This is a genomic window from Propionivibrio limicola (genome assembly GCF_009469695.1).
GTDB lineage: Bacteria > Pseudomonadota > Gammaproteobacteria > Burkholderiales > Rhodocyclaceae > Propionivibrio > Propionivibrio limicola.
Map to the genome: position 1 here is coordinate 27,405 of NZ_SSSR01000007.1, position 23,599 is coordinate 51,003.

Sequence of the window (23,599 nt, forward strand, 5' to 3'; positions counted from 1 at the left end):
GTGGTTGCCGGGAGGTCTTGCGGCTTCAGTTCGGCGAACCGGCGTCACCGAAAATCGTGTGCTGGGCCTCGCGGCAGATCGTGGCGATGATCGGGTGGCTGAGTTTACGCTCGTTGGTGATCGCGTAGATTTGCTCGCGCACGGCGTCGGTGCGCCCGATGACCGTGATGCCGCTCTTTTGCATGAGCTCGCTTTCGATCGCCGACGGTGCAGCGAAAAAGCCGATACCGGCCTGGCCGAAAGCCTTGAGCAAGGCACTGTCGTCAAACTCGCCGATGATGCGCGGGCGCAGGCGTTCGGCTTCGAACCAGCGCATCAGCCGTGTATGCAGGGCGACGTCGGCACCGGGCAGGAGGAAGGGCGCGCCATCGAGCAGTTGCGGAAAGGGGAGGTCGGTTTGCCCGAGCAGTTCCCCGGTGCCGAAGAAACTGATCCCGCTTTCGCCGAGAAAATGATCGTAGCCGCGCACGTTGAGATTCTCGGGCATCGGCCGGTCGGCGATCACCATGTCGAGCCGATGCACCGCCAGATCGGCGAGTAGCGTCGTCAGGCGGCCTTCGCGGCAGATCAGCTTGATCGGCTCCTCGCTGGAGAGCGAGGGTTTGACCAGGCGAAAAGCGACCATTTTCGGCACCGAGTCGGCGATGCCGATGCGGAACGGCTTGCATTGAGAAAATGACTGGTCGCGCAGCGAATCGATCAATTCATCGCCGAGCGCGAAAATCTGTTCGGCGTAGCCGAGCATGCGTTCGCCGGCCTCGGTCAGTTCGAGACCTCGTCCAACGCGACGGAACAGTTCAATGCCCAGCACCGACTCGAATTCGCCAAGCTGGCCGCTGATCGACTGTGGCGTCAAATGCAGGTGTTTGCTGGCGCGGGCGATGCTGCCCGATTTGGCAACAACCCAGAAATAGCGCAAATGTTTGTAGTTCAGGCTTGGCATCGTTGTGATTCACGGCGGCGCGGAAACGAAAATGGTAGTGCAAAGTGGCGGGGATCTTGCCGCTGCCATGCAATTATTTTCGCAATCGGCCGTTTGGAGCGTAGATCGGGAAAAAGGAGGGGCTTGTCGGTTAGCGCGTTACGAACGCCGGCTTGTAGCCGAGCGCCAAGCGGATTTTTTCGGCGACCTTTTCGGCGTCGGCCCGGCTCGGATAGGGGCCGAGATGCACGCGATGGATGCCGCCGCCGGCATTGATCTGGATGCCTTCGGTTAGCCAATCGAGTTCGCGCGACAGGTGCGAACGCAGGCTCTCGGCGTTGTCGGCGCTGGAAAAGGCGCCGAGTTGCAGGAAGACGCCTTTTTGCACGACCGGCGGCAGACTGGTACCGGTCTGCGGCGTGAAGGTGATCTCGCTGCTGCTCAGTTTGCTGGCCAGCATTTCGATTTCATCGCGGCCGGCGGTCTGGGTGGTTGTCGGTGGCTTGGGCAGCGAAGCCGCCGGCGTGGGCGGTGCTGAGGCCAGCATCAGCGACCCGTCGGGAATGATGGATTCAACTTCGACTTGCGTGCTGCCGTTGTTGATGTAATCGAGACGGTAGGCGGCGGCATAGGAGAGGTCGATGACACGGTCGGCATGGAAGGGGCCGCGGTCGGTGACGCGCACGACGACGGACTTGCCGTTGCTGACGTTGGTGACGCGCACGTAGGACGGAATGGCCAGCGTCGGGTGCGCGGCCGTCATCGAGAACATGTCGTACGGCTCGCCGATCGAGGTCTTCTGGCCATGGAATTTCTTGCCGTACCAGCTGGCGATGCCACGCTCCCTGAACGGTTGTAGCTGGGTGGCCGGGACGTAGGATTTGCCGAGGACGACGTAGGGCCGGTTGGCGAAGCGGTGCAGCGCTTCGAGGCGCGGCTGGGCGTCGGGGATGTCGTCGAGGTTGTCCGGAATGTCGTCGCCCGGGCCGTCGTCCTTGTAGTAACCGCCGCCGCGCTTGAGCGTCACGGCGGGCTTGCGCGCCGTCTTCGTCGATGATTTTTCGGCTTCCGTTCCGGCCGGCGTGCCGTCGCCGATGCGGGCCGGTTGTCCGCCGCAGCCGGCGAGCAACAGAAGAATGACCAGCGTTGCGCTCCTGCGATTTCTCATCCCCGAGACCTCCTTGCTACTGCTTGACCAGCATCCGGTGCGACTGAATGCTCATCAGCATACCAAGCCCGAGAAACAGGGTCACCAGCGCCGTGCCGCCATAGCTCATGAACGGGAGCGGGACACCGACGACCGGCAGAATGCCGCTGACCATGCCCATGTTGACGAAGGCGTAGGTGAAGAAGCTGAGCGAAATCGAGCCGGCGAGGACGCGGGCGAACAGCGTCGAGGCATTGGCGGCGATGATCAGGCCGCGTCCGATCAGCATCAGATAGAGGACGAGCAGGATGCCGTTGCCAAGCAGCCCGTGCTCCTCCGAGAAGACGGCGAAGATGAAGTCGGTGTGGCGTTCGGGGATGAATTCGAGGTGTGTCTGCGTTCCTTCTAGCCAGCCCTTGCCGAAACTGCCGCCGGAGCCGATGGCAATCGTCGATTGGATGATGTGGTAGCCGGCGCCGAGCGGGTCGCTCGACGGGTCAAGCAGGGTCAGGATGCGCCGGCGCTGGTAGTCGTGGAGCATGTGCCAGAGAAAGGGGGCGGCGCTGGCACCGGCGACGACCAGGCCGATGATCACCTTCCACGACAATCCGGCAAAAAAGATGACGTAAAAACCGGCGCTACCGACGAGGACTGCCGTGCCAAGGTCGGGCTGCTTGGCGATCAGGGCGAACGGGATCAGCAGCAGCAGGCAGGCGCCGATGTAATGGCGGGTATTCAAGGCCGCTTCGTGCTTCTGGAAATACCAGGCGATCATCAACGGTGTCGCGATCTTGAGGATTTCCGACGGCTGGATGCGCGTGAAACCGAGCGACAGCCAGCGGCGGGAGCCATTGACCGTGATGCCGAACAGGGCCACCAAGACCAACAGCACGACTCCGGCGACATAGAGTGGAACGGCGAAACGCATCAGCTTTTGCGGCGACAGGCGCGCAACGGCAAGCATGAGGATGAAACCGACCGCCAGGTTGAGCACCTGGTCACCCGTCCGGTTGGTCGCGTAGTAGGTGGCGCTGTAGATTGTGAACAGGCCGATGGTCATCAGGCAAAGCACGATGAGCAGCAGCGGCAGGTCGAGGTGGGCGACGAGGCCGGCGCGGAAGCGGCGCAGATAATCATTGATCATGGGGATCCTCCTCGGTCGCGGCTTCATCCTCCTGCGCCGCCCCTTTCGGTTTTTTGCCCAGGAGGTAGTAATCGAGCACCATGCGTGCGATCGGTGCGGCCGACTGGGCGCCAAAACCGCCGTTTTCGACGAGGACGGCGAGGGCGATTTTCGGCTCGTCGACGGGGGCGAAAGCGATGAACAGCGCGTGATCGCGCAGGTGCTCCTTGATCTGCGATGCCTTGTATTCGCTGCCCTTCAGGCTGAACACCTGGGCCGTGCCGGTCTTGCCGCCGGAGGTGTATTCAGCACCGGCGAAGGCGCGGGCGCCGGTCCCTTCCTTGTTGACGCCAACCATTGCCTTCTTGATCGTTTCGACGTGTTCCTTTTTCCAGTGCAGCGAGCGTAGCGGCTGTGGCTCGATCATCGTTTTCGCACCGCTCTTGCTGTCGGTGATGTATTTGACGAGGTGCGGACGGAAGAGGACGCCGTTGTTGACCAGCATCGCGGTGGCCTGGGCGAGCTGGATCGGCGTGTACGCGTTGTAGCCCTGGCCGATGCCGATCGAGATCGTTTCGCCGGCGAACCATTTCTGCTGTTCGCGGCGCTTGAAGCGGCGTTTCTTCCATTCCGGCGAGGGCAACACGCCGGCCGATTCGCCGTCGATGTCGATTCCGGTCTTGCTGCCGAAGCCGAGCGGGGCCATGAAGCGGGCGATGTTGTCGATGCCCATGTCGTTGGCGAGGATGTAGTAGTAGGTATCGCACGATTCGACGATCGATTTGTACATGTCGACGATGCCGTGGCCGCCCTTCTTGTCGTCGCGGAAGGTGTGACCGCCAAAGTTGAAGAAGCCGGGGTCGGCGATGGCTTGACCGGCGGTGCGTTTGCCGAGTTCAAGCGCGGCCAGCGCCATGAACGGCTTGAAGGTCGATCCCGGTGGATAGGCGCCGTTCAGGGCGCGGTTGATCATTGGCCGATTCGGCGAATCGTTGAGTTCGTTCCAGTCTTCGGCGCGGATGCCGTCGATGAACAGATTGGGATCGAAGGAGGGGGTCGAAACGAGCGCCAGAATGCCGCCCGTCGACGGCTCGATGGCCACGAGCGCGCCGCGCCGGTCGCCGAAAGCTTTCTCGGCGATTTCCTGCAGCTTGATGTCGAGCGTTAGCGTCAGGTTGTTGCCGGATACCGGCGCCGTGCGTGAGAGGCCGCGCACAGCGCGACCGCCGGCGTCGATTTCGACCCGCTCGTAACCGGTGATGCCGTGCAGGTGAAACTCGTATTTCTGCTCCAAGCCGGTCTTGCCGATGTGGTCGGTGCCCTTGTAGTTGGCGGCCTGGTCGTTGGCCTCGATGTGCTCGAGGTCTTTCTTGTTGATGCGATTGATGTAGCCGATGGCGTGCGAGGCGCTGGGGCCGAGCGGGTATTGCCGGAACAGCCGGGCCTTGACCTCCACGCCGGGGAAACGATAGCGGTTGGCGGCAAAGCGTGCCACCTCCTCGTCCGAAAGGCGCGCGCGGATCGGCAGGCTCTCGAAGGACTTGCTTTCCTCGAGCAGCTTGCGGAAGCGCCGTTTGTCCTTGGGCTGAATGTCGACCAGCGTCGCCAGCGCGTCGATGGTCGCGTCCAGATCCTTGACCTTCGACGGCGTGATTTCGAGGGTGAACGCCGAATAGTTGCGCGCCAGCACGATGCCGTTGCGGTCGACGATGGTGCCGCGGTTGGGCGGTATCGGCACCAGCGAGATGCGGTTGTCTTCGGCGCGGGTGGTGTAGTAGTCGTGCTGGATGACCTGCAGGTAAACGAAGCGGGCCAGCAGGACGCCGAAGGCGAGCAGCACCAAGGCCGCGACGACGACGATCCGGTTGCGGAACCGGTCGAGGTCGCTGTCGGTGGTGTTGAAAGACGAGTGCCGGATAAGCAAGGCGGTGTGTCCCGAAGTTTTCTTTGGCGCCTAGATCGGGCGGTTTTCGTCGCGGTCGACCGGCCGGTATTGCGGCAGCAACAGGATGAAGGTGAGCGGCCACCAGAGGAGGGCGCCAATCAAAGGTCCGATGAAGTAAGCCAGTCCGGGGAATTCCTCGCCGGTCATGGCGCGGGCGCCGAGTTGAATCAGTTGCACGATCGCGAGGAGGGCGAGAACGTGCAAGGCCTGCTGTGCCATCGGAAACCACAAAATGCGACGCGACAGGGAAGAGGCAGCATAGGCGGCGAGAACATAGGCCAGCGCATGCTGGCCCATCACGCTGGCATCGGCGACATCCATGAGGACGCCGAGCAGAAAAGCGCTTCCCATGCCGACCCGCCGCGGTTCGCGGATGCTCCAGAACAACAGTACCAAGGCGACCCAGTCGGGCATCCAGGGCCACGCCGAGGTAGGCAGGAAATTGAGCGTCAGGGCGGCGATCAGGCTGAGGCCGATAAACCAGGGACGTACCGGCAGAAGAATGCGCGACGAGGCGAAGGAATGGGGCATCGGTTATTCCTTGCGCGGCCGTTCGTTCCGGGCCGCGGCTTTGCCGCGTCCGTCGGCTGGTTTGGATTTGCTCGCCTTTTCGGTCAATTCGCCCGGCAGGTCCAGCGGTTCACGCGGGTCGAGCACCATGACGAGGCCGAAATTCTCGACGCCGGCGAGCGGTTCGCAATGGATGCGCGCGAACGAATACGAGGCGTCGCGCTCCACGCTGACGACCCGAGCCACCGCCAGACCGGGCAGAAAGATGCCGTCCAGTCCCGAAGTGACGATCAGGTCGCCTTTTTCCACGTCGGCATTGTTCGGTAAAAAACGCAGCTCGAGACGCCCGTTGCCGACGCCGAATACCACGGAGCGCAGGCCGTTGCGCAAGATCTGGACGGGCACCACCTGATCCTTGTCGGTGATCAGGGTGACCTCCGAAACGTAGGGGAAGACGCGCGTTACCTGGCCGATGACACCTTTTTCGTCCACGACCGGTTGTCCGGGAACAATGTTGTCCTGCTGCCCCTTGTCAACGACGATGCGCCGGGAGTAGGGATCGCGCACCGTATAGAGAAGCTGGGCGACGCGCCCTTGCGCTTTCTTGCTTTCCTTGACTTCGAGCAACTGGCGCAGTCGCTCGTTTTCGGCTTCCAGATGTTGCGCGCGCAGCAGTGTTGTCGCATTTTCTACGTGGGTGCGTTCCAGGCGGCTGTTTTGTTCGCGCAGCGAATCCATGCCCGACAGGTAGCCGGCCGCGTTCTGCAGCATCTCGACCGGTTTCTGGACGACGCGCTGGATCGGGTGCGTGATCAGGGAAACCCCTTGGCGCAGGATCTCCAGCGTCTGAAAGCGCGAATCGATAAAAATCAGTGCCAGCGAAAGCGCGGCGTAGAACGAAAGCTGCGCCAGCGGCGCCGGGCCGCGTTTGAAAAAGGGAGGCGGCTGATAGTCCATGGGGTTCGGTGGTGCCTAACGAGCGGAGCGGGCGGGGCGTGAGAGGCAAGCCGTGAGCGAAAGCCGTTTTCGGCCCCGCTCAGGCGAGAGTGCGGCGGCCGTGGCTGCCAACACTCTTTGCGTCGTTCTGGCTATGCCCGTCAATCCGAGGCGAAGATGCTGCCGAGCTTGTCCATGCGCTCGAGCGCCATGCCGCAGCCACGCGCGACGCAGGTCAGCGGCTCTTCGGCGACGATCACCGGCAGGCCGGTTTCTTCCATCAGCAGGCGGTCAAGATCGCGCAGCAGCGCGCCGCCACCGGTCAGCACCATGCCCTTGTCGGCGATGTCGGCACCGAGTTCGGGCGGCGTCTTTTCGAGTGCCGACTTGACGGCGGAAACGACGTTGTTGAGCGGTTCGGTCAGCGCTTCGAGGATTTCGTTCGACGAAATCGTGAATTTGCGCGGAATGCCTTCGGCCTTGTTGATGCCGGAAACTTCCATTTCGCGGACTTCGGCGCCCGGGAAGGCGGAACCGATGCCCTTCTTGATGCTTTCGGCGGTGTTTTCGCCGATCAGCATGCCGTAGTTGCGGCTGATGTAGTTGATGATTGCTTCGTCGAGCTTGTCGCCGCCGACGCGCACCGAGCCGGAATAAACCATGCCGCCGAGCGAGATGACACCGACTTCGGTGGTGCCACCACCGATATCGACGACCATCGAACCGGTTGGTTCGGAGACCGGCAGGCCGGCACCGATTGCGGCGGCCATCGGCTCCTCGATCAGGAAAACCTGCGACGCACCGGCGCCGAGCGCCGATTCGCGGATGGCGCGGCGCTCGACCTGCGTCGAGCCCGACGGCACGCAGATGATGATGCGCGGGCTCGGCGAGAGCATGCGCGAATCGTGCACCTTACGGATGAACTGCTTCAACATCTGCTCGGTGACGGTGAAGTCGGCGATCACGCCGTCCTTCATCGGACGAATGACGGTGATGGCGCCCGGCGCCTTGCCGAGCATTTCCTTGGCGCTTTGGCCGACGGCCTGAATCGATTTTTTGGCGTTGGGGCCGCCGTCCATGCGGATGGCGACGACCGACGGTTCGTCGAGAACAATGCCCTTGCCGCGAACGTAGATCAGCGTGTTGGCCGTGCCGAGGTCGATCGCCAGGTCATTGGAGAAGTAACTGCGGAGAAAACTGAACATGCCTGTGCCTGTATGTGCGTGTAGGACTCCCGCAGAACTGCGGCGAGCAAAGCATTTATGATACCTTATAAGGCTTATTGTTTTAATACCTTACTGATTTCATTACCATGTCGCTCACTCTGGAACAAGTCCGGCGCGTCGCCCATCTGGCCCGGATCGAAATCAGCGACGCCGAGGCGCAAAGCACGCTCGGCCACCTGAACGGAATTTTCACCCTGATCGAAGAAATGCAGGCCGTCGATACGCAAGGCATCGAGCCGATGGCGCACGCTCAGGATCTCGCCCAGCGCCTGCGCGCCGACGCCGTGACCGAGCAGAACCGCCGCGACGCCTTTCAGGCCGTGGCGCCGGAAACGGAAGCCGGTCTCTATCTTGTGCCGAAGGTGATCGAATGATTACGCGTAGCCTTTCTTCCCTCGCCCAGGCGCTGGCCGCCAAGGAAATCTCCAGCGTCGAGCTGACTCAGCTCTATCTCGATCGCATCGCCCGTCTCAATCCGTCGGTCAACGCCTACATCACTGTCGATGCCGAGAAAAGCCTGGCGCAGGCCCAGGCGGCTGACGCGTTACGCGCCGCTGGTCAGGCCGGGCCGCTGACCGGCATCCCGCTGGCACAGAAGGATATTTTCTGTGCCAAGGGCTGGCTGACGACCTGCGGCTCGAAGATGCTCGGCAACTTCGTCAGCCCCTACGACGCGACGGTAATCGAACGTTTCAACGCGGCCGGCAGCGTCATCCTTGGCAAGACGAACATGGACGAATTCGCCATGGGCTCGTCGAACGAGACGTCCTATTTCGGCTCGGTCAAGAACCCGTGGGATAACGCACGCGTGCCCGGCGGCTCGTCGGGCGGTTCCGCCGCCGCTGTGGCGGCGCTGCTGGCACCGGCGGCGACCGGCACCGATACCGGCGGCTCGATCCGTCAACCGGCGGCGCTCTGCAACCTGACCGGCCTCAAGCCGACCTACGGCGTCGTTTCGCGTTACGGCATGATTGCCTTTGCCTCGTCGCTCGATCAGGGCGGGCCGATGGCGCGTTCGGCCGAGGATTGCGCGCTGCTGCTCAACACGATGGCCGGTTTCGACGAGCGCGATTCGACCAGCCTCGACCGCCCAGCCGAAGACTACGGCCGCGATCTGGAAAAACCGCTGGCCGGCCTGAAAATCGGCCTGCCGAAGGAATTCTTCGGCGAAGGCTGTACGCCCGAGGTCATGGCGCTGGTCGAAGCGGCGATTGCCGAGTATCGCAAGCTCGGTGCCGAAACAGTCGAAGTCAGCCTGCCGAACATGAAGCTCTCCGTGCCGGCCTACTACGTGATCGCGCCGGCCGAAGCCAGCTCGAACCTGTCGCGCTTCGACGGTGTGCGCTACGGCTATCGCGCCCCCGAGTACGCCGACCTCAGCGACATGTACAGCAAGAGCCGCGCGCAGGGCTTCGGCGCCGAAGTGAAGCGCCGCATCCTGATCGGCACCTATGTGTTGTCGCATGGCTATTACGACGCCTATTACCTGCAGGCGCAGCGCATCCGCCGCCTGATCGCCAACGATTTCGTCGAAGCGTTCAAGCAATGCGATGTGATCATGGGGCCGACCAGTCCGAGTACCGCGTTCAAGCTCGGCGAGAGGGCGGCCGATCCGGTCCAGATGTACCTGTCCGATATCTACACGATTGCCGTCAATCTTGCCGGTCTGCCCGGGATGTCGGTGCCGTGCGGTTTTGCCGGTGGATTGCCGGCAGGTCTGCAACTGATCGGCGACTATTTCAGCGAAGCGAAATTGCTGAATGTGGCGCACCGCTACCAGCAGGTGACGGATTGGCATCTGCAACATCCGGCCGGACTCGTCTGAGCGTTCCGATGAAGCGGATCTGCCTCGTTGTGCCGTTCCTGCTGTTGGCGGGTTGTGCCGGTTCTCCGCCCGACCAAACGCTGGAGGCGCCGGCCAAAGCGGAGACGGCCGCGAAGCCGGAGCTCAAATCGCAGCCGTTGAAGCATCTTGCCGGCCGTAATCTGAAACCGATGCCGGACAGAGAGTTGAACGTGCGCACACGTTGCCGCTTCAAGGATGTGAACGGCGGGCATGGCAGCCTGGATTTGCAGGTGGTGAAGGCCGATGTCAAGCGCTTTTCGGCCGAGGTCAACATCCCGAAGCAGGGCGTTTGCCGCTTTGACATGAATGATTTCGAACAGACGGCCCGGATGCCGAACGTCGTGCTGGCCGAAAAAGGCAGCGCCTGCACGGTGCGCATGTGGGAGCAGGAGTTGGGCGGCAAGAAAGGCGTCACTGTGTCGTTCAACAGCTGCCAGACCCAATGCACCGGCGATGCCTTCAGTTACCTGTGGCCGATCCTGGTCGATGCCCGGAATGGTCGCTGTTCTTGATAAGTGAGTAATTGACAATGAAACAATGGGAAGTCGTCATCGGTATCGAGACGCACGTTCAGCTCTCGACGCAATCCAAAATTTTCTCCGGCAGTTCGACCGCCTTCGGCGCTGAGCCGAATGTGCAGGCCAATGCCGTTGATATCGCGCTGCCCGGTGTGCTGCCAGTGCTCAACAAGGGCGCCGTCGACTGCGCGATCCGCTTCGGGCTGGCCGTCGAGGCTGAAGTGGCGCCGAAATCCGTATTCGCCCGCAAGAATTATTTCTACCCTGACCTTCCCAAGGGCTACCAGATCAGCCAGTACGAACTGCCGGTGGTGGTTGGCGGCAAGGTGAATATCACGCTCGGCCAAGGCGATACGGCCACGGAAAAGACGATCAATCTGACGCGCGCCCACCTCGAGGAAGACGCCGGCAAGTCCTTGCACGAGGATTTCCACGGCAAGACCGGCATCGACCTCAACCGGGCCGGCACGCCGTTGCTGGAAATCGTCACCGAGCCGGACATGCGCTCGTCGGCCGAGGCCGTGGCCTACGCCAAGGCGTTGCATGCGCTGGTGCGCTGGATCGGTATCTGCGATGGCAACATGCAGGAAGGCTCGTTCCGCTGCGACGCCAACGTCTCCGTGCGTCCGCTCGGGCAAAAGGAATTCGGCACGCGGCGCGAGATCAAGAACCTCAACTCCTTCCGCTTCATGCAGCAGGCCATCGATTACGAGGTGCAGTGGCAGATCGCCACGATCGAGGACGGCGGGCGCATCGAGCAGGCCACCGTGCTGTTCGACCCGGATACCGGCGAAACGCGCGCCATGCGCTCGAAGGAAGACGCGCACGACTACCGCTATTTCCCCGACCCCGACCTGCTGCCGCTGATCATCGACCGCGATTGGGTCGAGCGGACGCGCAGCGCGATGCCCGAGCTGCCGGCCGCCAAGAAACAGCGCTTCATGGCCGATTACAACCTGTCGGCCTACGATGCGACGACCTTGACCTCCTCGCTGGAAATCGCTGACTACTACGAAGCCGCCGTTGCTGTTGCCGGAAATGCCGCTGCCAAGCCCTGTGCCAACTGGGTCATGGTCGATCTGGCGGCGCGTCTCAACAAGGACGGCAAGGAGCTGGCCGATTCGCCGGTTTCCGCCGCGCAACTTGGCGGACTGGTCGCGCGCATCGCCGACAACACCATCTCCAACAACATCGCCAAGAAGGTTTTCGAGGCACTCTGGAACGGCGAAGGCCGCTCGGCCGACGAGATCATTGAGAAGCAGGGGCTCAAGCAGATCACCGACACCGGCGCCATCGAAGCGCTGATCGACGGCGTACTGGCGGCAAATGAAGCAATGGTCGCCGAATTCAGGGCCGGCAAGGAAAAGGCCTTCAATGCGCTGGTCGGTCAGGCGATGAAGGCGACCAAAGGCAAGGCCAATCCGCAGCAGGTCAACGAACTGTTGCGCAAGAAGCTCGGCTGATTTAGGGCGCCGAGGTAGAAAAAACGGCCGGAATGCCTCGAGGGGCGTTCCGGCCGTTTTTGTTTGACTGATTGTGGCGCTTAACGGCTGGCTGTCGGGGCAGGGCGTTGCGTCAGCTCAAGGTAGTGCTGGCGATCATTGTTGTATTTGGCTTCGATGACAGCCAACTCCTTCTTCTTGGCCTCGACGATCGACTCCTGCGTCTTGATTTCCGCCTCGCTGTCCTTCAAGCCTTTGCGGACTTCGACGGGCAACGGCTTGTTTTTGTAGAACTCGGCGTCCTGCTGGTATTTCTTACGCTTTTTGCTGATTTCGCCGATCCGTGACTGGGCCGCGTTGATCGATTTGATTACGTCCGAGCGGGCGCGTTCGCGCATGGCTTCAATGTCGTCAAGGCTGCCGTAGGTGTTGAGCAGCGCCTGATCCTTGCGCTGTTTTTCCTTGAGAGCCGCTTCCTCGGCTTTCTGCTTTTCTTCTTCAATGGCGCGCTGGCGTCGTTGTTCGGCCGTTGGCGGTGCGTCGACGTGACGGCGCGTTAGCCCATTGCTGCCAACTTCGCGATAAGCGCGGCTGTGACACGCCGGCGGGAGAATGTCGCCGCACATCTGTTTGCCGTTTGCGTCGGTGCAACAGTAAAAATTGCTGCCGCCGGCCGCGGCTGGCGAGGCCGCCGTCGCTTCACCCGAGAGCGGCAGCAGGCCGTAGAGGAGCGCCGTCGCGAATCTAGCGGCGATACGCAACGCCATACTCCTCGCGGTAACGGGCAACGGCTTGCCGGTAGTCCTCGAAATCGGACCGCTGTTCCAGGTAAGCCATCAGATCGTCGAGGGTGGCGACGGCAACGACCGGGATGCCGTAATCGCGCTCGACTTCCTGCACGGCCGACAACTCGCCCGTGCCGCGCTCCATGCGGTCCAGCGCGATGACGACGCCGCAGGGCGTGGCGCCGGCGGCGCGGATGATCTCGACCGACTCGCGCACCGAGGTGCCGGCGGAAATCACGTCGTCGACGATCAGCACCCGGTCGCTCAATGGCGCACCGATGATGTTGCCGCCTTCGCCGTGATCCTTGACCTCCTTGCGGTTGAAGGCAAACGGCAGGTTGTGGCCATCGCGGGCCAGTGCCAGCGCACTGACGGCGACGAGCGGGATGCCCTTGTAGGCAGGGCCGAACAGCATGTCGGGGGCGATCCCGCTGGCGACGATGGCCTTCGCGTAAAATTGCGAGAGCCGGTCGAGTGCATTGCCGTCATTGAACAGCCCGGCGTTGAAAAAATAAGGCGAGAGGCGCCCGGCCTTGGTCTTGAATTCGCCGAAGCGCAATACGTTCTGGGCAAGGGCGAACTCGATAAATTCCTGACGAAAATCCATAACAACCGCAATCAATGTCGTTCAAAGCCGGAGTCGGCGGGAGCACTTATGTTACGCATCATTACCCTAAACCTCAACGGCATCCGCTCCGCGTGGAGCAAGGGCGTCCTGCCGTGGCTGGCGGGGCAGGACGCCGATTTCGTCTGCGTGCAGGAGCTCAAGGCGCAGCATGGCGATCTGTCGGATGACATGCGCGCGCCGGACGGCATGCACGCCATTTATCACTGTGCCGAAAAGAAAGGCTATAGCGGTGTTGGCCTGTGGAGCCGGCACGCGCCCGATGCCGTTGTCGAAGGCATCGGTCATCCGGAATTCGATGCCGAAGGGCGTTATCTGCGGGCGGATTTCGGCCGTCTCTCGGTGGTTTCGCTTTATCTGCCTTCCGGGTCAAGTTCTCCGGAACGTCAGGCAGCGAAGTTCCGCTTCATGGAGGTTTTCTATCCGCATCTGCTTGAACTCGGCAAGAGCGGCCGTGAGGTAGTCGTTTGCGGCGACTGGAACATCGCGCACCGGGAAATCGACCTGAAAAACTGGAAATCCAACCAGAAGAATTCGGGTTTTCTGCCCGAGGAGCGGGCGTGGATTGGCCGGGTTCTGGAGGAGGGCGGCTGGTGCGATGCCTACCGGCGCTGTCATCCGGCGGCGACGGACGAGTGCTATACGTGGTGGTCGAATCGCGGTCAGGCGTGGACGAAGAATGTCGGCTGGCGGCTCGATTATCAACTGGCGACGCGCGGGCTGGCCGAAAGGGTAAGTGCGGCGCGCGTGTATAAGGAGCAGCGCTTCTCGGATCATGCGCCGCTGATCGTTGACTACAATGCCCCGATTGGCATTGCTTCAGGCTCGCAAATTGGATAATCTGAAAATGGTGGCAGCGGATGCATGATCGCTCCGTTCCATACTCCCCGAACCTTTCCAAGAATGAGGTGTGCTATGTCAGAGGTGACCGATATGAGCAGCAAACAAAAAATTGTTTCCGACATGAAAGTCGTGGTTTCCGATGCAGAGGAGATTCTGCGCGCGACCGCCGGTGTTGCAGGTGAAAAGATCGGCGATTTGCGTGAGCGCATCAGCGACCGTCTGCGGGATGCCAAGGTGCGTCTGGCTGACGCCGAGGCCGCGCTGGTCGACAGGACCAAGGCGGCCGCACGTGCCACCGACGATTACGTGCATGACAAGCCCTGGCAAGCCGTCGGCATCGCGGCCGGCATCGGCTTCCTCATCGGTGTGATCATTGGTCGTCGTTAATCAAAGCGATACCCTATGAGCGCACCCCAAGGCGGTGAACAGAGCGGTCTGTTCGCCGCCCTGAAAAATATTTCGGCAACGCTGCTGGCGACGGGCAAGACGCGGCTGGAACTCCTCGGCAACGAGATCGAGGAGGAGAAACTGCGTGCCATTCGTCTTGTCTTTCTGGCTCAGGGCATGGCGTTTTGCCTCGGTGTCGGCGTGCTGCTCTTTGTCGCTCTGATGGCGGCATTGTTCTGGGAAAGCCGGCTCGTCGTGCTGGGTGGGGCGGCGGGGGTGTTTCTTGCCGGAGGCGCGTTCTGTTGCGTGCTGTTCAAACGCGCGACCGTTCGGCCGGAACCGGTATTTGCCGCCAGCATCGCGGAACTTCAGGAAGATATCCGTCAATTGAAAGCCGCACTGGAAAATGAACAGACGGCTCGATGAAATTCTTGTGAAGCGGGGGCGTTTGCTTGAACGCATCGCCGCTCAGCGCGCCGAGTTGGGCCGTCAGTCCCAACCGGTGGTGATGGCCTTATCGCGCGTCGACCGGGCGGTTGGCCGCATCCGGTCGGGCGTTTCGTTCGTCAAGTCTCATCCGGCGTGGGTGGCTATCGCAATGACGGCGCTTATCGCCTTCAGGCCGAGCCGATTGTGGCGCTGGACGCGGCGCGGTTTCTCCGTCTGGCAGATCTGGCGGACGGTGCGCAGCCGCTTCATGTCCGTCGGCCTGTCGCTGCTCTGAATTCTGATCGGGGCGTGGCGCCAGCCGCGATTCGTTTTTTTACCCTGCCGGCGGCCAGATGCCCTGAGCGATGAGCTGCTTCGTTGCCGCTTCCGACCAGCCGCGATTGGCGGCCGGGCTGGCGGGGCTGGGATGCAGCACCTTGCCGATACGCACGTCCATGCCGTTCAGCGCTTCCTTGGCGCGTGCTTCGGCGAACCCCCCGATCCCGATCACCCACTCCGGTTCGAGAATTTCGACGAGCCGTCGCAGGTGTTGGTCGCACGCCGCGTAGAGCGGGCTGGCTTCGGCGGCGGGCAGTTTGTCGGGCGTCAGGTTGCGGCCGTGATCGAAGAAGGCGAGCGGGCAGTAGTTGGCGACGAAATGCGCGGAGAAAAAAGCCTCGGCGCTGCCGAAACGCTCCTGGAACAGCGCCCACAGTCGACGGCCACTGACTTCAGAGCGGGCGCAGGCGAAACCTTCGATCGGCCGTTTCGGGTTTTCCTGCGCCGGTTTGATGACGTCGGCTTCAATGCCCATCCAGTCGCGGACGGCGGCGATTTCGCCGAACGGGACGCCGCATTGCACCATGCCGAACGGTCCCGGATTCATGCCGAGAAAGACGATCTCCTTGCGGCCGTTGCCGAAGCGGCGAAGGTACGTTTCATGGGGCGCCCAAGCGTAGTCGAGCGGGTTGTAGATGTGCGAGACGGGCGGCGCGAAGGCGAGCCGGTCGACCGCGGCCGAGAGATCACGGGCCGCGTCGATGAGCGCGTCGGAATATGTGGCGGAAAGCGGGGCCGAGGTGCGGTGTTCAGGCATTTTGCAGGGCTTCCTTCGGTTTGGCCTCGTACCAGGGCGCGACGCGCGCAAGCAGCAGCATGCCGGGTACGGCGAGCACGAAGCAGAGCAGGAAAAAGCTCATCCAGCCCATGTTTTCGACGAGCCAGCCGGCCGAGGCGTTGATGAAGGTGCGCGGCACGGCGGCGAGGCTGGTGAATAAGGCGAATTGCGTGGCCGTGTAGGCCGGGTGCGTGGCGCGGGCGATGAAGGCGACGAAGGCCGCCGTGCCGAGGCCGACGCCGAGGGCTTCCAGTCCGATGACGCCGGCCAGCGCCAGCCGCTGCTCGGCGCCGATGATCGTCTGTGGCCCGAGCCAGGCCAGCCAGGCAAAGCCGAGGATCGAGACGATCTGCACGACGCCGAACAGCCAGAGGGCGCGGTTGATGCCGAGGCGCACCATCCACAAACCGCCGAGCAGGCCGCCGATGACGGCCGGCCACAAGCCGGCATGCTTGGCGATCAGCCCGATATCGGTCTTGGTGAAACCCATGTCGAGATAGAACGGCGTCGCCAGTGCCGTGCACAGCGAATCGCCCAGTTTGTAGAGGAAGATGAAGGCGAGGATCAGCAGTGCCTCGCGCACGCCGGCACGGTTGATGAATTCGTGAAAGGGCTCGACCACGGCCTCGCGCAGGGTTTTGGGGGCCGTTCGCGCCGAGGCGGGTTCGCGGATGAGCAGCGTCATCAGCATGCCCGGCAGCATGAAGGCGGCGGTGATCCAGAATACCTGCGCCCACGGCAACTGGTCGGCGAGGATCAGCGACAGCGAGCCGGGCACCAGTCCGGCGACGCGGTAGGCATTTACGTGCACGGCGTTGCCGAGGCCGAGTTCGGCTTCGGTGAGCAGTTCGCGCCGGAAGGCGTCGAGCGCGATGTCCTGCGTGGCTGAAAAGAGGGCGAGCAAGGTGGCCAGCCAGAGTACCGGCGCGATGCTTGTCTGCGGCGACAGGCCGCCGAGGAAGCCGATCGACAGCAACAGGCCGATCTGCATCAGCAGCGACCAGCCGCGCCGACGGCCGAGCAGCGGCAGTGCGTAGCGGTCGAGGAACGGCGACCAGAGGAATTTCCAGGTGTACGGAAACTGGATCAGCGCGAAAAAGCCGATCGTTTTCAGATCGACGCCTTCACTGCGCAGCCAGGCCGGCAGCAGGTTGAGCAGCAGATAGAGCGGCAGGCCGGAACTGAAGCCGGTGAAGACGCAGATCAGCATCTTGCGGGTGAGCAGCACCCGCAAGCTTTCGGGCAGCGCGGCCATCAGGCTTTTCGCCCGAGACGGTAGAAGGCGAGGCTGCCGTTCAGGTTGGGGTCGTCAGCTACCGGTTGGCCGAAAACGTCGAAGGCCAGCCGTTCGCGGATCTCGATGCCGAGCTTCTCGCACAACGCCTCGAAATCGACGATGGTGAAGAAGCGCACGTTCGGCGTGTCGTACCACTCGTAGGGCAGGTCTTCGGACACAGGCATGTGGCCGCCGGTGATCGCCTCGCGGTTGGCGCGGTAGGCGAAGTTGGGAAAGCTGATGACCGCTTCCTCGGCGACGCGCAGCATTTCGGTGAGGATGCGTTCGGTGGCGCGCATCGCCTGCAGCGCCTGCGAAATGATGACGTGGTTGAATGACTGACTCTCGAAGCCGGACAGGCCGCGCTCGATATCGATCTGGATGACGTCGACACCGTTGCGGATGCAGGCGAGCACGCTCTCGTCGTCAATCTCGACGCCGTAGCCGTCGACGTCCTTTGTTTCGCGCAGATAGCGCAGCAACCGGCCATCGCCGCAACCGAGATCGAGTACCCGTTCGCCCGGGGGAATCCAGTTGGCGATGACAGCGAAGTCGAAGCGTTCGCGTTCCTTGGCGGTGAGCGGGTTCCGGGGCGTCCCGCGCGGTTTTTCGTAGGTCATACCGAAATATTCTCCAGATAGGCGCGCAGCACGGCGTGGTAATGCGCGTCGTCGAGCAGGAACGAGTCGTGCCCGGCGTCGCAGTCGATCTCGGCGTAGGCGACATGGCGCCGGTTGTGCAACAGCGCGAAGACGATCTCGCGCGAGCGCGCCGGCGAGAAGCGCCAGTCGGTCGAGAAGCTGGCGACGAGGAACCTGGCCTTGGCGCGGGCCAGCGCGGCGGCGAGGTTGCCGTCGTAATTGAAGGCCGGGTCGAAATAATCGAGCGCTTTCGTCGTCATCAGGTAGGTGTTGGCGTCGAAGAAGCCGGCGAACTTGTCGCCCTGGTAGCGCAGGTAGGACTCGATCTCGAAATCGACGTCGTAGCTGAACTTGTGCTCGCCGTGGCGCAACTGGCGGCCGAATTTTTCGCCCATCTGGCTATCCGACAGATAGGTGATATGGCCGACCATGCGTGCCAGACGCAGGCCGCGTGCCGGAACGACGCCGTGTTCGGCGTAGTGGCCGCCGTGGAAATCCGGGTCGGATAGGATCGCCTGCCGGGCAACCTCGTTGAAGGCGATGTTCTGCGCCGAGAGCTTGGGGGCCGAGGCAATCACGATGGCGTGGCGGATGCGATCCGGGAACTGCAGCGACCATTCGAGTGCCTGCATGCCGCCGAGGCTGCCGCCGATGACGGCTGCCCAGGTGTCGACGCCGAGATGGTCGGCCAGCCGGGCGTGGGCGGCGACCCAGTCCTCGACGGTGACGAGCGGAAAATCGGCGCCGTAGTGCTTGCCGGTCTGCGGATTGATCGACAGCGGGCCGGTCGAGCCGAAGCAGCCGCCGAGGTTGTTGACGCCGACGACGAAGAACTTGTCGGTGTCGAGCGGCTTGCCGGGGCCGACCAGGTTGTCCCACCAGCCGACATTCTTCGGGTCGTCGGCATAGGTGCCGGCGACGTGGTGGCCGCCGGAGAGGGCGTGGCAGACGAGCACCGCATTCGAGCGCGCGGCGTTGAGCGTGCCATAGGTTTCATAGACGAGTTCGAAGCCGGGGAGCTGCGCGCCGCTTTTCAGCGCAATCGGCTCGTTGAAGCGGAAGCGCTGCGGTGCAACGATTCCGACGGATTTTTCTTGTGACATCGCAATTTACCCAACTGAACAAGGCGTCCGGCAGCGTGTCCGGACGTGACGCTGGAAAAACAAAACCCGGTCAGCTTTTTGAGGCGGACCGGGTTGATTCCGCTTTAGCCGTATTTATTGGGCGCCCGCAAGCTGATCGTTCAAATCGGCGCCATCAGTCCCGGCTGAAGTTACCGCCCGCTCCGGCAAAAGTCAAATTGCCGGAGGGGCGCCATCGGGGCGTTACATCGCATTGAGCCGCTCGATCTGCTCCTGGATTTTGGCCGATTCGTCGCAGCGAAGGATTTTGCGCACGATCGGCGTGATTTCGGCAATGTCGCTCTGCTTGATGCGCTGCTTGATCGCCGGAACTTGCGCCGGGTGCATCGAAAACTGGCGCAGGCCGAGACCGAGCAAGAGCCGCGTGTAGTTCGGATCGCCGGCCATTTCGCCGCACACAGACACCGGGATGTTGGCTTTTTCGGCGCTGCTGAATACATGCGAGAGCAACATCAATATGGCCGGGTGCACCGGGTCGTAAAGGTTTGAAACCTGCTCGTCGCTGCGATCGATGGCCAGCGTGTATTGGATCAGGTCGTTGGTGCCGATCGACAGGAAGTTGAGGCGGCGCAGGAACATGCCGACGGCCAGCGCAGCGGCCGGCACCTCGATCGTGCCGCCGATCTCGATGTTCTCGTCGAACGCAATGCGCTCGCAACGCAGGCTCGATTTGGCCTGCTCGACGGCGGCCAGCATCTGGTCGATCTGGTGCCCGTGCGACATCATCGGCACCAGGATACGCACCTTGCCCAGCTTGGAGGCGCGCAGGATGGCGCGCAGTTGCGCCTGGAACGATTTCGGTTCGATGAGCGACAGGCGGATCGAACGCAGGCCGAGCGCCGGGTTGTCGCGCCGTTCGTCCTCGCGGTCCTCGAACAGGTTCTTGTCGTTGCCAAGGTCGAAGGTGCGGATGGTGACCGGCTGGCCTTCCATGCCCTTGACGACCTTGCGATAGGCTTCGTATTGCTCGTCTTCGCTCGGCATGTCGCCACGGCCAAGAAAGATGAACTCGGTGCGGAAGAGGCCGACGCCTTCGGCGCCGCTTTCAAAGACGGCGGGAATGTCGTCTGGTTCTTCGATGTTGGCGAGCAGATCGATTTTTACGCGGTCGAGCGTCGTCGCGCGCGCCGTCTTGAGCAGCTTGAGCTTCGAGCGTTCGAGCTCGATCTGACTCTTCTTGAGCTCGTATTCTTCGAGAACGCGCTGGTCCGGATTGACGATGATGACGCCGCGCGTGCCGTCGACGATCAACGTTTCCTTGTCGCGGATGAGTTGGCGAGCGTTGTGCAGGCCGAGCACGGCCGGGATGGCCATGCCGCGTGCCAGGATCGCCGTGTGCGAGGTGGCGCCGCCGACGTCGGTGACGAAGGACGCAAAATGCTGATCCTTGAACGCCATGACGTCCGAAGGCGACAGGTCGTGCGCGACGACGATCAGGTTTTCGCCCTTGAAGCCACGTGTCCGCGACGAGGCGTGGCCGTGCCCGGCCAGTTCGCGCACGACGCGTTCGACGACCTGGCGCACGTCGTAGCTCCGTTCGCGCAGATAGACGTCGTCGATCTTCTCGAATTCCTCGACCAGGCGCTCCATCTGCTGGACGATCGCCCATTCGGCGTTGCAGCGGCGCTCGCGGATGATCTGTTTGGGCACTTCCGACAGCTCGGGGTCGGAGAGCAGCAGCAAGTGCAGGTCGATGAACGCGCCGATGTCGGCCGGGCCGCTCTCCTTGCTCTGCTTCATCGTCGCGAATTCGTTGCGCACGCTGGCGAGCGCTGCCTCGAAACGCGCCACTTCCTTTTCCACCATGCGTGGCGAAACAAGCAGGTGCGAGACTTCGAGCGTTGCCTGCGAAATGAGGTGCGCCTGACCGATCGCGATGCCGCCCGAAACCGGAAGTCCATGCAGGGTGAAGCTCATGGTGGGCTTCATTGCCGACTTACTCTCCTTCACCGAACTTGTCTTCGATGAGTTTGAGGATGGAGGTAAGCGCCTCGTCTTCGTCGCCGCCTTCGGTTTCGATGGCGACCTTCGAGCCTTTGCCGGCCGCCAGCATCATGACGCCCATGATGCTCTTGGCGTTGACGCGGCGCGTGCCTTTTTCGATCCATACTTCGGAGTCGAAGCTGCCGGCCAGTTGCGTCAGCTTGGCCGAGGCCCGGGCGTGCAGGCCGAGTTTGTTGGGGATTTCAATTTCAGCGCGTGGCATGGGATTTTCCGTCAATCATCCGGCGACTGCCGGGGCAGGTTGATAACGCCATCCCGGCCGCCGGTGATGGCTTTTTGCAAAAGGTTTTCCATGGAGCCGGTGCGATAGGTCAGCGCGCGCAGCAACATCGGCAGGTTGACGCCAGCGATGCCCTCGATCCGGCCGGGGGCGAGCAGGTGCTGGACGATGTTCGACGGCGTGGCGCCGAGCATGTCGGTGAGCACCAGCACGCCGTCGCCGCCGTCGACCTCGGCCAGCAGGCGCTGCGCCAGCGGCAGAACGTCCTGCGGATCGTCCTGCGCGGCAATGCCGAGCTGGGCCAGCTGCGGCGGGCGTTTGTGCAGGACGTGGCAGACATTCTGCAGCAGACTCTCGCCAAACGTGCCATGCGTAATCAGGAGGATGCCAATCATTGCGCGGTCTCATGGAAAGCAGACTGCATTCTAAGGGAATCCGGGCCGTTCGGTGGCCTTGCCGTCATATCCGGAAACACTTTCGCTGGCTCATGGTGCGGGAAGGCGGATGACTTCCGGCGCCGGTGCCGGCGATCCGGTGAATTCGAGGCGATCCGTCATCTTTTCGCTGACCTGGAGGCGTCCCTCGGCATCGACGCGCAGCACATGGTCGATGCCGAATTTTGCGGCCATTTCCGGCCAGCCGCTGCCGGCGATGAAGAGCGGTTTCGAACCGGCGTCGGAGAGTGTGCCGGCGGCCGGGCGCGGCGTGATCAGTACCGTCAGCGCCTGCGTGTGCGTGACCGGCGCGCCGGTGCGCGGGTCGAGCAGGTGACAGTAGCGTTTGCCGTCGAGCTCGAAATAGCGCTGGTAGTCGCCCGAGGTGCCGATCGCCTCGCCGTCGTTGAGCTTGAGGGTGGCCAGCGGGCCGGGCTGGCGCGGGTGCTGGATGCCGACGCGCCAGGGTTCGCCATTCTTGCTGCCGAGCGCCATGACGTTGCCGCCGATGTTGATCAGTGCGTTGTGGACGCCGTTCTCGCGCAGGATGGCGGCGGCGCGGTCGAGTGCCAGGCCCTTGAGATAGCCGCCGAAGTCGAGCGCCACTTCCCGGTTGCGGCTGCTGACGCGGTCGCCTTCAAGCTTGATGTCGGCGATGCCCGGTCGCGACGCCCGCCAGGCGGCCAAGGCTTCGGCGGGCGGCAACACGGGTTTGAATTCGTCGGAGTGGAAGCCCCAGATCTGGATCAGCTTGCCGATGCCGGGATCGAAATTGCCGCCTGCCAGGGCGGAAAAGCGTTGGGCGTCGGCGATCAGTCCGGCCATTTCGGGCGTGACGGTATGTGTCTGGCCGGCGGCGATGGCGTCGTTGAGCGCATTCAGTTCGGACGGCTGCCAAGGATGGTAGGTGCGGTGCAGGCGGTCGAACTCGCGCAGCACGGCGGAAGCGGCCGGACGCGCCTTGGCTTCGTCGAGTCCGGCGATCAGGATTTCGACGCGCGTGCCGAAGACGAACGACTCCTGATGATGCATCGGGGCCTTACCGCAGGCGGCAAGCAGTAGCGCCATACCGCCGAGCAGCAGAAACTGGAAAAACCTTTGAATGGACAGGAGCGGATTCATCTTTTCTCGATGGCCGCTTCGAGCGCCTTGATGAACAGGGCGGCGGTGTCGAAGCCGGTTTGTTTGTAAATTTCGACCATGCAGGTCGGGCTGGTGACGTTGATTTCGGTGAGCCAGTCGCCGATGACGTCGATGCCGACGAAAAGCAAGCCGCGTGCCGCCAACACTGGCGCCAGCGCTTCGCCGATTTTGCGGTCGCGCGCCGAGAGTGGCCGCGCCTCGCCACGGCCGCCGGCGGCGAGATTGCCGCGCGTTTCCCCGGCCATCGGGACGCGGGCGAGGCAGAAGGGCACGACTTCGCCGCCGACGATCAGGATGCGCTTGTCGCCATCGACGATTTCGGGGATGAAGCGCTGCGCCATGATGGTGCGCTGGCTGTCGCGGGTCAGCGTTTCGACGATGACGTTGCGGTTGGGGTCGTCGTAGCGGACGCGGAAAACTTCGCTGCCGCCCATGCCGTCGAGCGGCTTGAGCACGCAATCGCGGTGGCTGTCGATGAAGCCGTGCAGCAGGGCGGGGTCGCGGGCGACCAGCGTCGGCACAGTGAATTGCGGGAACTCGGCGGCGGAGAGCTTTTCCGAATGGTCGCGCAGGGCGCGCGGGCTGTTGAAAACGCGCGCGCCTTCCGCCTCGGCGCGTTCGAGCAGCCAGGTGGCGGTGACGTACTCCATGTCGAACGGCGGGTCCTTGCGCATGACGACGGCGGCGAAGTCGCGCAGCGGAACGGTGTGGCGGACGAGCTCGGTATGCCACGCCGGGTCGCTTTCGTCGGCGACTTCCAGCATCTCTAGATGCACGGCCTCGGCGCAGACGCCGTGCAGCGTCGACCAGTGCAGCGCGGGTTGCTGGATGGCCCAGACGGCGTGGCCGGCGGCTTGGGCGGCACGCATCATGGCGATGCTCGAATCCTTGGCCGGGTTGAGCTTGTCGAGCGGGTCGAGAATGAAGGCGATGCGCAT

General features: G+C 62.9%; 26 protein-coding genes. 8 read left to right on the forward strand and 18 right to left on the reverse strand.

Going from position 1 to position 23,599, the window contains the following annotated elements:
• Nucleotides 1-25: 25 nt before the first annotated feature.
• The 7 genes from nhaR to GH659_RS07255 all read right to left on the reverse strand — a co-directional run bounded on the left by nhaR (nucleotide 26) and on the right by GH659_RS07255 (nucleotide 7,788).
• Nucleotides 26-943 (reverse strand): transcriptional activator NhaR, encoded by a 918-nt coding sequence (gene nhaR, locus GH659_RS07225; RefSeq protein WP_153110632.1) that lies wholly within the window; start codon nucleotides 941-943, stop codon nucleotides 26-28.
• 130 nt (nucleotides 944-1,073) lie between these two features.
• Entirely contained in the window at nucleotides 1,074-2,090 is a 1,017-nt protein-coding gene (locus GH659_RS07230; RefSeq protein ID WP_153110634.1) for a septal ring lytic transglycosylase RlpA family protein, read from the reverse strand.
• A gap of 16 nt (nucleotides 2,091-2,106) precedes the next feature.
• Entirely contained in the window at nucleotides 2,107-3,213 is a 1,107-nt protein-coding gene (gene rodA / locus GH659_RS07235; RefSeq protein WP_153110636.1) for a rod shape-determining protein RodA, read from the reverse strand.
• Entirely contained in the window at nucleotides 3,203-5,116 is a 1,914-nt protein-coding gene (gene mrdA / locus GH659_RS07240) for a penicillin-binding protein 2 (RefSeq protein ID WP_425499983.1), read from the reverse strand. The genes rodA and mrdA overlap by 11 nt, the downstream gene beginning before the upstream one ends.
• A gap of 30 nt (nucleotides 5,117-5,146) precedes the next feature.
• Nucleotides 5,147-5,668, reverse strand: a complete 522-nt coding sequence (gene mreD, locus GH659_RS07245; protein WP_153110639.1) for a rod shape-determining protein MreD — start codon at nucleotides 5,666-5,668, stop codon at nucleotides 5,147-5,149.
• A gap of 3 nt (nucleotides 5,669-5,671) precedes the next feature.
• Nucleotides 5,672-6,604, reverse strand: a complete 933-nt coding sequence (gene mreC, locus GH659_RS07250; RefSeq protein ID WP_153110641.1) for a rod shape-determining protein MreC — start codon at nucleotides 6,602-6,604, stop codon at nucleotides 5,672-5,674.
• A 140-nt stretch (nucleotides 6,605-6,744) separates the two neighbouring features.
• Nucleotides 6,745-7,788 carry a rod shape-determining protein gene (locus tag GH659_RS07255; protein WP_153110643.1) on the reverse strand — a complete coding sequence of 348 codons (1,044 nt, stop codon included), beginning with the start codon at nucleotides 7,786-7,788 and terminating at the stop codon, nucleotides 6,745-6,747.
• 107 nt (nucleotides 7,789-7,895) lie between these two features.
• On the opposite strand from GH659_RS07255, the gene gatC reads away from it, so the two are divergent.
• The 4 genes from gatC to gatB are packed head-to-tail and all read left to right on the forward strand — an operon-like array spanning nucleotide 7,896 to nucleotide 11,636.
• Complete coding sequence (gene gatC, locus GH659_RS07260) at nucleotides 7,896-8,183, forward strand: Asp-tRNA(Asn)/Glu-tRNA(Gln) amidotransferase subunit GatC (protein ID WP_153110645.1); 288 nt, start codon at nucleotides 7,896-7,898, stop codon at nucleotides 8,181-8,183.
• Nucleotides 8,180-9,634, forward strand: coding sequence for an Asp-tRNA(Asn)/Glu-tRNA(Gln) amidotransferase subunit GatA (gene gatA, locus GH659_RS07265; protein WP_153110647.1), 1,455 nt, complete (start codon nucleotides 8,180-8,182; stop codon nucleotides 9,632-9,634). The genes gatC and gatA overlap by 4 nt, the downstream gene beginning before the upstream one ends.
• An 8-nt stretch (nucleotides 9,635-9,642) precedes the next feature.
• Nucleotides 9,643-10,167 (forward strand): hypothetical protein, encoded by a 525-nt coding sequence (locus GH659_RS07270; protein WP_153110649.1) that lies wholly within the window; start codon nucleotides 9,643-9,645, stop codon nucleotides 10,165-10,167.
• Between the two features lie 17 nt (nucleotides 10,168-10,184).
• Nucleotides 10,185-11,636, forward strand: coding sequence for an Asp-tRNA(Asn)/Glu-tRNA(Gln) amidotransferase subunit GatB (gene gatB, locus GH659_RS07275; protein WP_425499984.1), 1,452 nt, complete (start codon nucleotides 10,185-10,187; stop codon nucleotides 11,634-11,636).
• 80 nt (nucleotides 11,637-11,716) lie between these two features.
• Here gatB and GH659_RS07280 read toward each other — a convergent pair whose 3' ends face one another.
• Both GH659_RS07280 and pyrE read right to left on the reverse strand, forming a co-directional pair.
• Complete coding sequence (locus GH659_RS07280; RefSeq protein ID WP_153110653.1) at nucleotides 11,717-12,376, reverse strand: hypothetical protein; 660 nt, start codon at nucleotides 12,374-12,376, stop codon at nucleotides 11,717-11,719.
• Nucleotides 12,360-13,007 (reverse strand): orotate phosphoribosyltransferase, encoded by a 648-nt coding sequence (gene pyrE / locus GH659_RS07285; protein WP_153110655.1) that lies wholly within the window; start codon nucleotides 13,005-13,007, stop codon nucleotides 12,360-12,362. Before pyrE ends, GH659_RS07280 begins: the two co-directional genes overlap by 17 nt.
• 48 nt (nucleotides 13,008-13,055) lie before the next feature.
• Between pyrE and GH659_RS07290 the strand changes: the two genes are divergently transcribed.
• From GH659_RS07290 to GH659_RS07305, 4 genes are all read left to right on the forward strand, one after another.
• Nucleotides 13,056-13,865 (forward strand): exodeoxyribonuclease III, encoded by an 810-nt coding sequence (locus GH659_RS07290; RefSeq protein ID WP_153110657.1) that lies wholly within the window; start codon nucleotides 13,056-13,058, stop codon nucleotides 13,863-13,865.
• A gap of 93 nt (nucleotides 13,866-13,958) precedes the next feature.
• The gene (locus GH659_RS07295; RefSeq protein ID WP_425499985.1) at nucleotides 13,959-14,255 is read left to right on the forward strand and encodes an ElaB/YgaM/YqjD family protein; all 297 of its coding nucleotides are present in this window, start codon (nucleotides 13,959-13,961) and stop codon (nucleotides 14,253-14,255) included.
• Nucleotides 14,256-14,270: 15 nt separating this feature from the next.
• Complete coding sequence (locus GH659_RS07300; RefSeq protein WP_153110661.1) at nucleotides 14,271-14,681, forward strand: phage holin family protein; 411 nt, start codon at nucleotides 14,271-14,273, stop codon at nucleotides 14,679-14,681.
• Entirely contained in the window at nucleotides 14,662-14,979 is a 318-nt protein-coding gene (locus tag GH659_RS07305) for a YqjK-like family protein (protein WP_153110663.1), read from the forward strand. Before GH659_RS07300 ends, GH659_RS07305 begins: the two co-directional genes overlap by 20 nt.
• 39 nt (nucleotides 14,980-15,018) lie before the next feature.
• On the opposite strand, the gene GH659_RS07310 is transcribed toward GH659_RS07305, so the two are convergent.
• The 9 genes from GH659_RS07310 to gshB all read right to left on the reverse strand — a co-directional run bounded on the left by GH659_RS07310 (nucleotide 15,019) and on the right by gshB (nucleotide 23,599).
• Complete coding sequence (locus GH659_RS07310) at nucleotides 15,019-15,780, reverse strand: uracil-DNA glycosylase family protein (RefSeq protein WP_153110665.1); 762 nt, start codon at nucleotides 15,778-15,780, stop codon at nucleotides 15,019-15,021.
• The gene (locus tag GH659_RS07315) at nucleotides 15,773-17,056 is read right to left on the reverse strand and encodes an AmpG family muropeptide MFS transporter (protein ID WP_153110667.1); all 1,284 of its coding nucleotides are present in this window, start codon (nucleotides 17,054-17,056) and stop codon (nucleotides 15,773-15,775) included. The genes GH659_RS07310 and GH659_RS07315 overlap by 8 nt, the downstream gene beginning before the upstream one ends.
• Nucleotides 17,056-17,697, reverse strand: a complete 642-nt coding sequence (metW, locus tag GH659_RS07320) for a methionine biosynthesis protein MetW (RefSeq protein ID WP_153110669.1) — start codon at nucleotides 17,695-17,697, stop codon at nucleotides 17,056-17,058. Before metW ends, GH659_RS07315 begins: the two co-directional genes overlap by 1 nt.
• Nucleotides 17,694-18,821, reverse strand: a complete 1,128-nt coding sequence (gene metX / locus GH659_RS07325) for a homoserine O-succinyltransferase MetX (protein WP_153110671.1) — start codon at nucleotides 18,819-18,821, stop codon at nucleotides 17,694-17,696. Before metX ends, metW begins: the two co-directional genes overlap by 4 nt.
• A gap of 222 nt (nucleotides 18,822-19,043) precedes the next feature.
• A complete protein-coding gene (gene ptsP / locus GH659_RS07330; protein WP_153110774.1) occupies nucleotides 19,044-20,777 on the reverse strand; it encodes a phosphoenolpyruvate--protein phosphotransferase in 1,734 nt (577 codons plus the stop codon).
• A 19-nt stretch (nucleotides 20,778-20,796) separates the two neighbouring features.
• Nucleotides 20,797-21,066, reverse strand: a complete 270-nt coding sequence (locus GH659_RS07335; RefSeq protein ID WP_153110673.1) for an HPr family phosphocarrier protein — start codon at nucleotides 21,064-21,066, stop codon at nucleotides 20,797-20,799.
• 11 nt (nucleotides 21,067-21,077) lie between these two features.
• Entirely contained in the window at nucleotides 21,078-21,479 is a 402-nt protein-coding gene (locus tag GH659_RS07340; RefSeq protein ID WP_153110675.1) for a PTS sugar transporter subunit IIA, read from the reverse strand.
• Between the two features lie 90 nt (nucleotides 21,480-21,569).
• Nucleotides 21,570-22,640 (reverse strand): FAD:protein FMN transferase, encoded by a 1,071-nt coding sequence (locus GH659_RS07345; RefSeq protein ID WP_246167766.1) that lies wholly within the window; start codon nucleotides 22,638-22,640, stop codon nucleotides 21,570-21,572.
• Nucleotides 22,637-23,599 carry a glutathione synthase gene (gene gshB / locus GH659_RS07350; RefSeq protein WP_153110677.1) on the reverse strand — a complete coding sequence of 321 codons (963 nt, stop codon included), beginning with the start codon at nucleotides 23,597-23,599 and terminating at the stop codon, nucleotides 22,637-22,639. The genes GH659_RS07345 and gshB overlap by 4 nt, the downstream gene beginning before the upstream one ends.

Coding starts and splice junctions, on each gene's coding strand:
- nhaR (WP_153110632.1), bottom strand. CDS start 943: ATGCCAAGCCTGAACTACAAACATTTGCGCTATTTCTGGGTTGTTGCC.
- GH659_RS07230 (WP_153110634.1), bottom strand. CDS start 2,090: ATGAGAAATCGCAGGAGCGCAACGCTGGTCATTCTTCTGTTGCTCGCC.
- rodA (WP_153110636.1), bottom strand. CDS start 3,213: ATGATCAATGATTATCTGCGCCGCTTCCGCGCCGGCCTCGTCGCCCAC.
- mreD (WP_153110639.1), bottom strand. CDS start 5,668: ATGCCCCATTCCTTCGCCTCGTCGCGCATTCTTCTGCCGGTACGTCCC.
- mreC (WP_153110641.1), bottom strand. CDS start 6,604: ATGGACTATCAGCCGCCTCCCTTTTTCAAACGCGGCCCGGCGCCGCTG.
- GH659_RS07255 (WP_153110643.1), bottom strand. CDS start 7,788: ATGTTCAGTTTTCTCCGCAGTTACTTCTCCAATGACCTGGCGATCGAC.
- gatC (WP_153110645.1), top strand. CDS start 7,896: ATGTCGCTCACTCTGGAACAAGTCCGGCGCGTCGCCCATCTGGCCCGG.
- gatA (WP_153110647.1), top strand. CDS start 8,180: ATGATTACGCGTAGCCTTTCTTCCCTCGCCCAGGCGCTGGCCGCCAAG.
- GH659_RS07270 (WP_153110649.1), top strand. CDS start 9,643: ATGAAGCGGATCTGCCTCGTTGTGCCGTTCCTGCTGTTGGCGGGTTGT.
- gatB (WP_425499984.1), top strand. CDS start 10,185: ATGAAACAATGGGAAGTCGTCATCGGTATCGAGACGCACGTTCAGCTC.
- pyrE (WP_153110655.1), bottom strand. CDS start 13,007: ATGGATTTTCGTCAGGAATTTATCGAGTTCGCCCTTGCCCAGAACGTA.
- GH659_RS07290 (WP_153110657.1), top strand. CDS start 13,056: ATGTTACGCATCATTACCCTAAACCTCAACGGCATCCGCTCCGCGTGG.
- GH659_RS07295 (WP_425499985.1), top strand. CDS start 13,959: ATGAGCAGCAAACAAAAAATTGTTTCCGACATGAAAGTCGTGGTTTCC.
- GH659_RS07300 (WP_153110661.1), top strand. CDS start 14,271: ATGAGCGCACCCCAAGGCGGTGAACAGAGCGGTCTGTTCGCCGCCCTG.
- GH659_RS07305 (WP_153110663.1), top strand. CDS start 14,662: ATGAACAGACGGCTCGATGAAATTCTTGTGAAGCGGGGGCGTTTGCTT.
- GH659_RS07310 (WP_153110665.1), bottom strand. CDS start 15,780: ATGCCTGAACACCGCACCTCGGCCCCGCTTTCCGCCACATATTCCGAC.
- GH659_RS07315 (WP_153110667.1), bottom strand. CDS start 17,056: ATGGCCGCGCTGCCCGAAAGCTTGCGGGTGCTGCTCACCCGCAAGATG.
- metW (WP_153110669.1), bottom strand. CDS start 17,697: ATGACCTACGAAAAACCGCGCGGGACGCCCCGGAACCCGCTCACCGCC.
- metX (WP_153110671.1), bottom strand. CDS start 18,821: ATGTCACAAGAAAAATCCGTCGGAATCGTTGCACCGCAGCGCTTCCGC.
- ptsP (WP_153110774.1), bottom strand. CDS start 20,777: ATGAGCTTCACCCTGCATGGACTTCCGGTTTCGGGCGGCATCGCGATC.
- GH659_RS07335 (WP_153110673.1), bottom strand. CDS start 21,066: ATGCCACGCGCTGAAATTGAAATCCCCAACAAACTCGGCCTGCACGCC.
- GH659_RS07340 (WP_153110675.1), bottom strand. CDS start 21,479: ATGATTGGCATCCTCCTGATTACGCATGGCACGTTTGGCGAGAGTCTG.
- GH659_RS07345 (WP_246167766.1), bottom strand. CDS start 22,640: ATGAATCCGCTCCTGTCCATTCAAAGGTTTTTCCAGTTTCTGCTGCTC.
- gshB (WP_153110677.1), bottom strand. CDS start 23,599: ATGCGCATCGCCTTCATTCTCGACCCGCTCGACAAGCTCAACCCGGCC.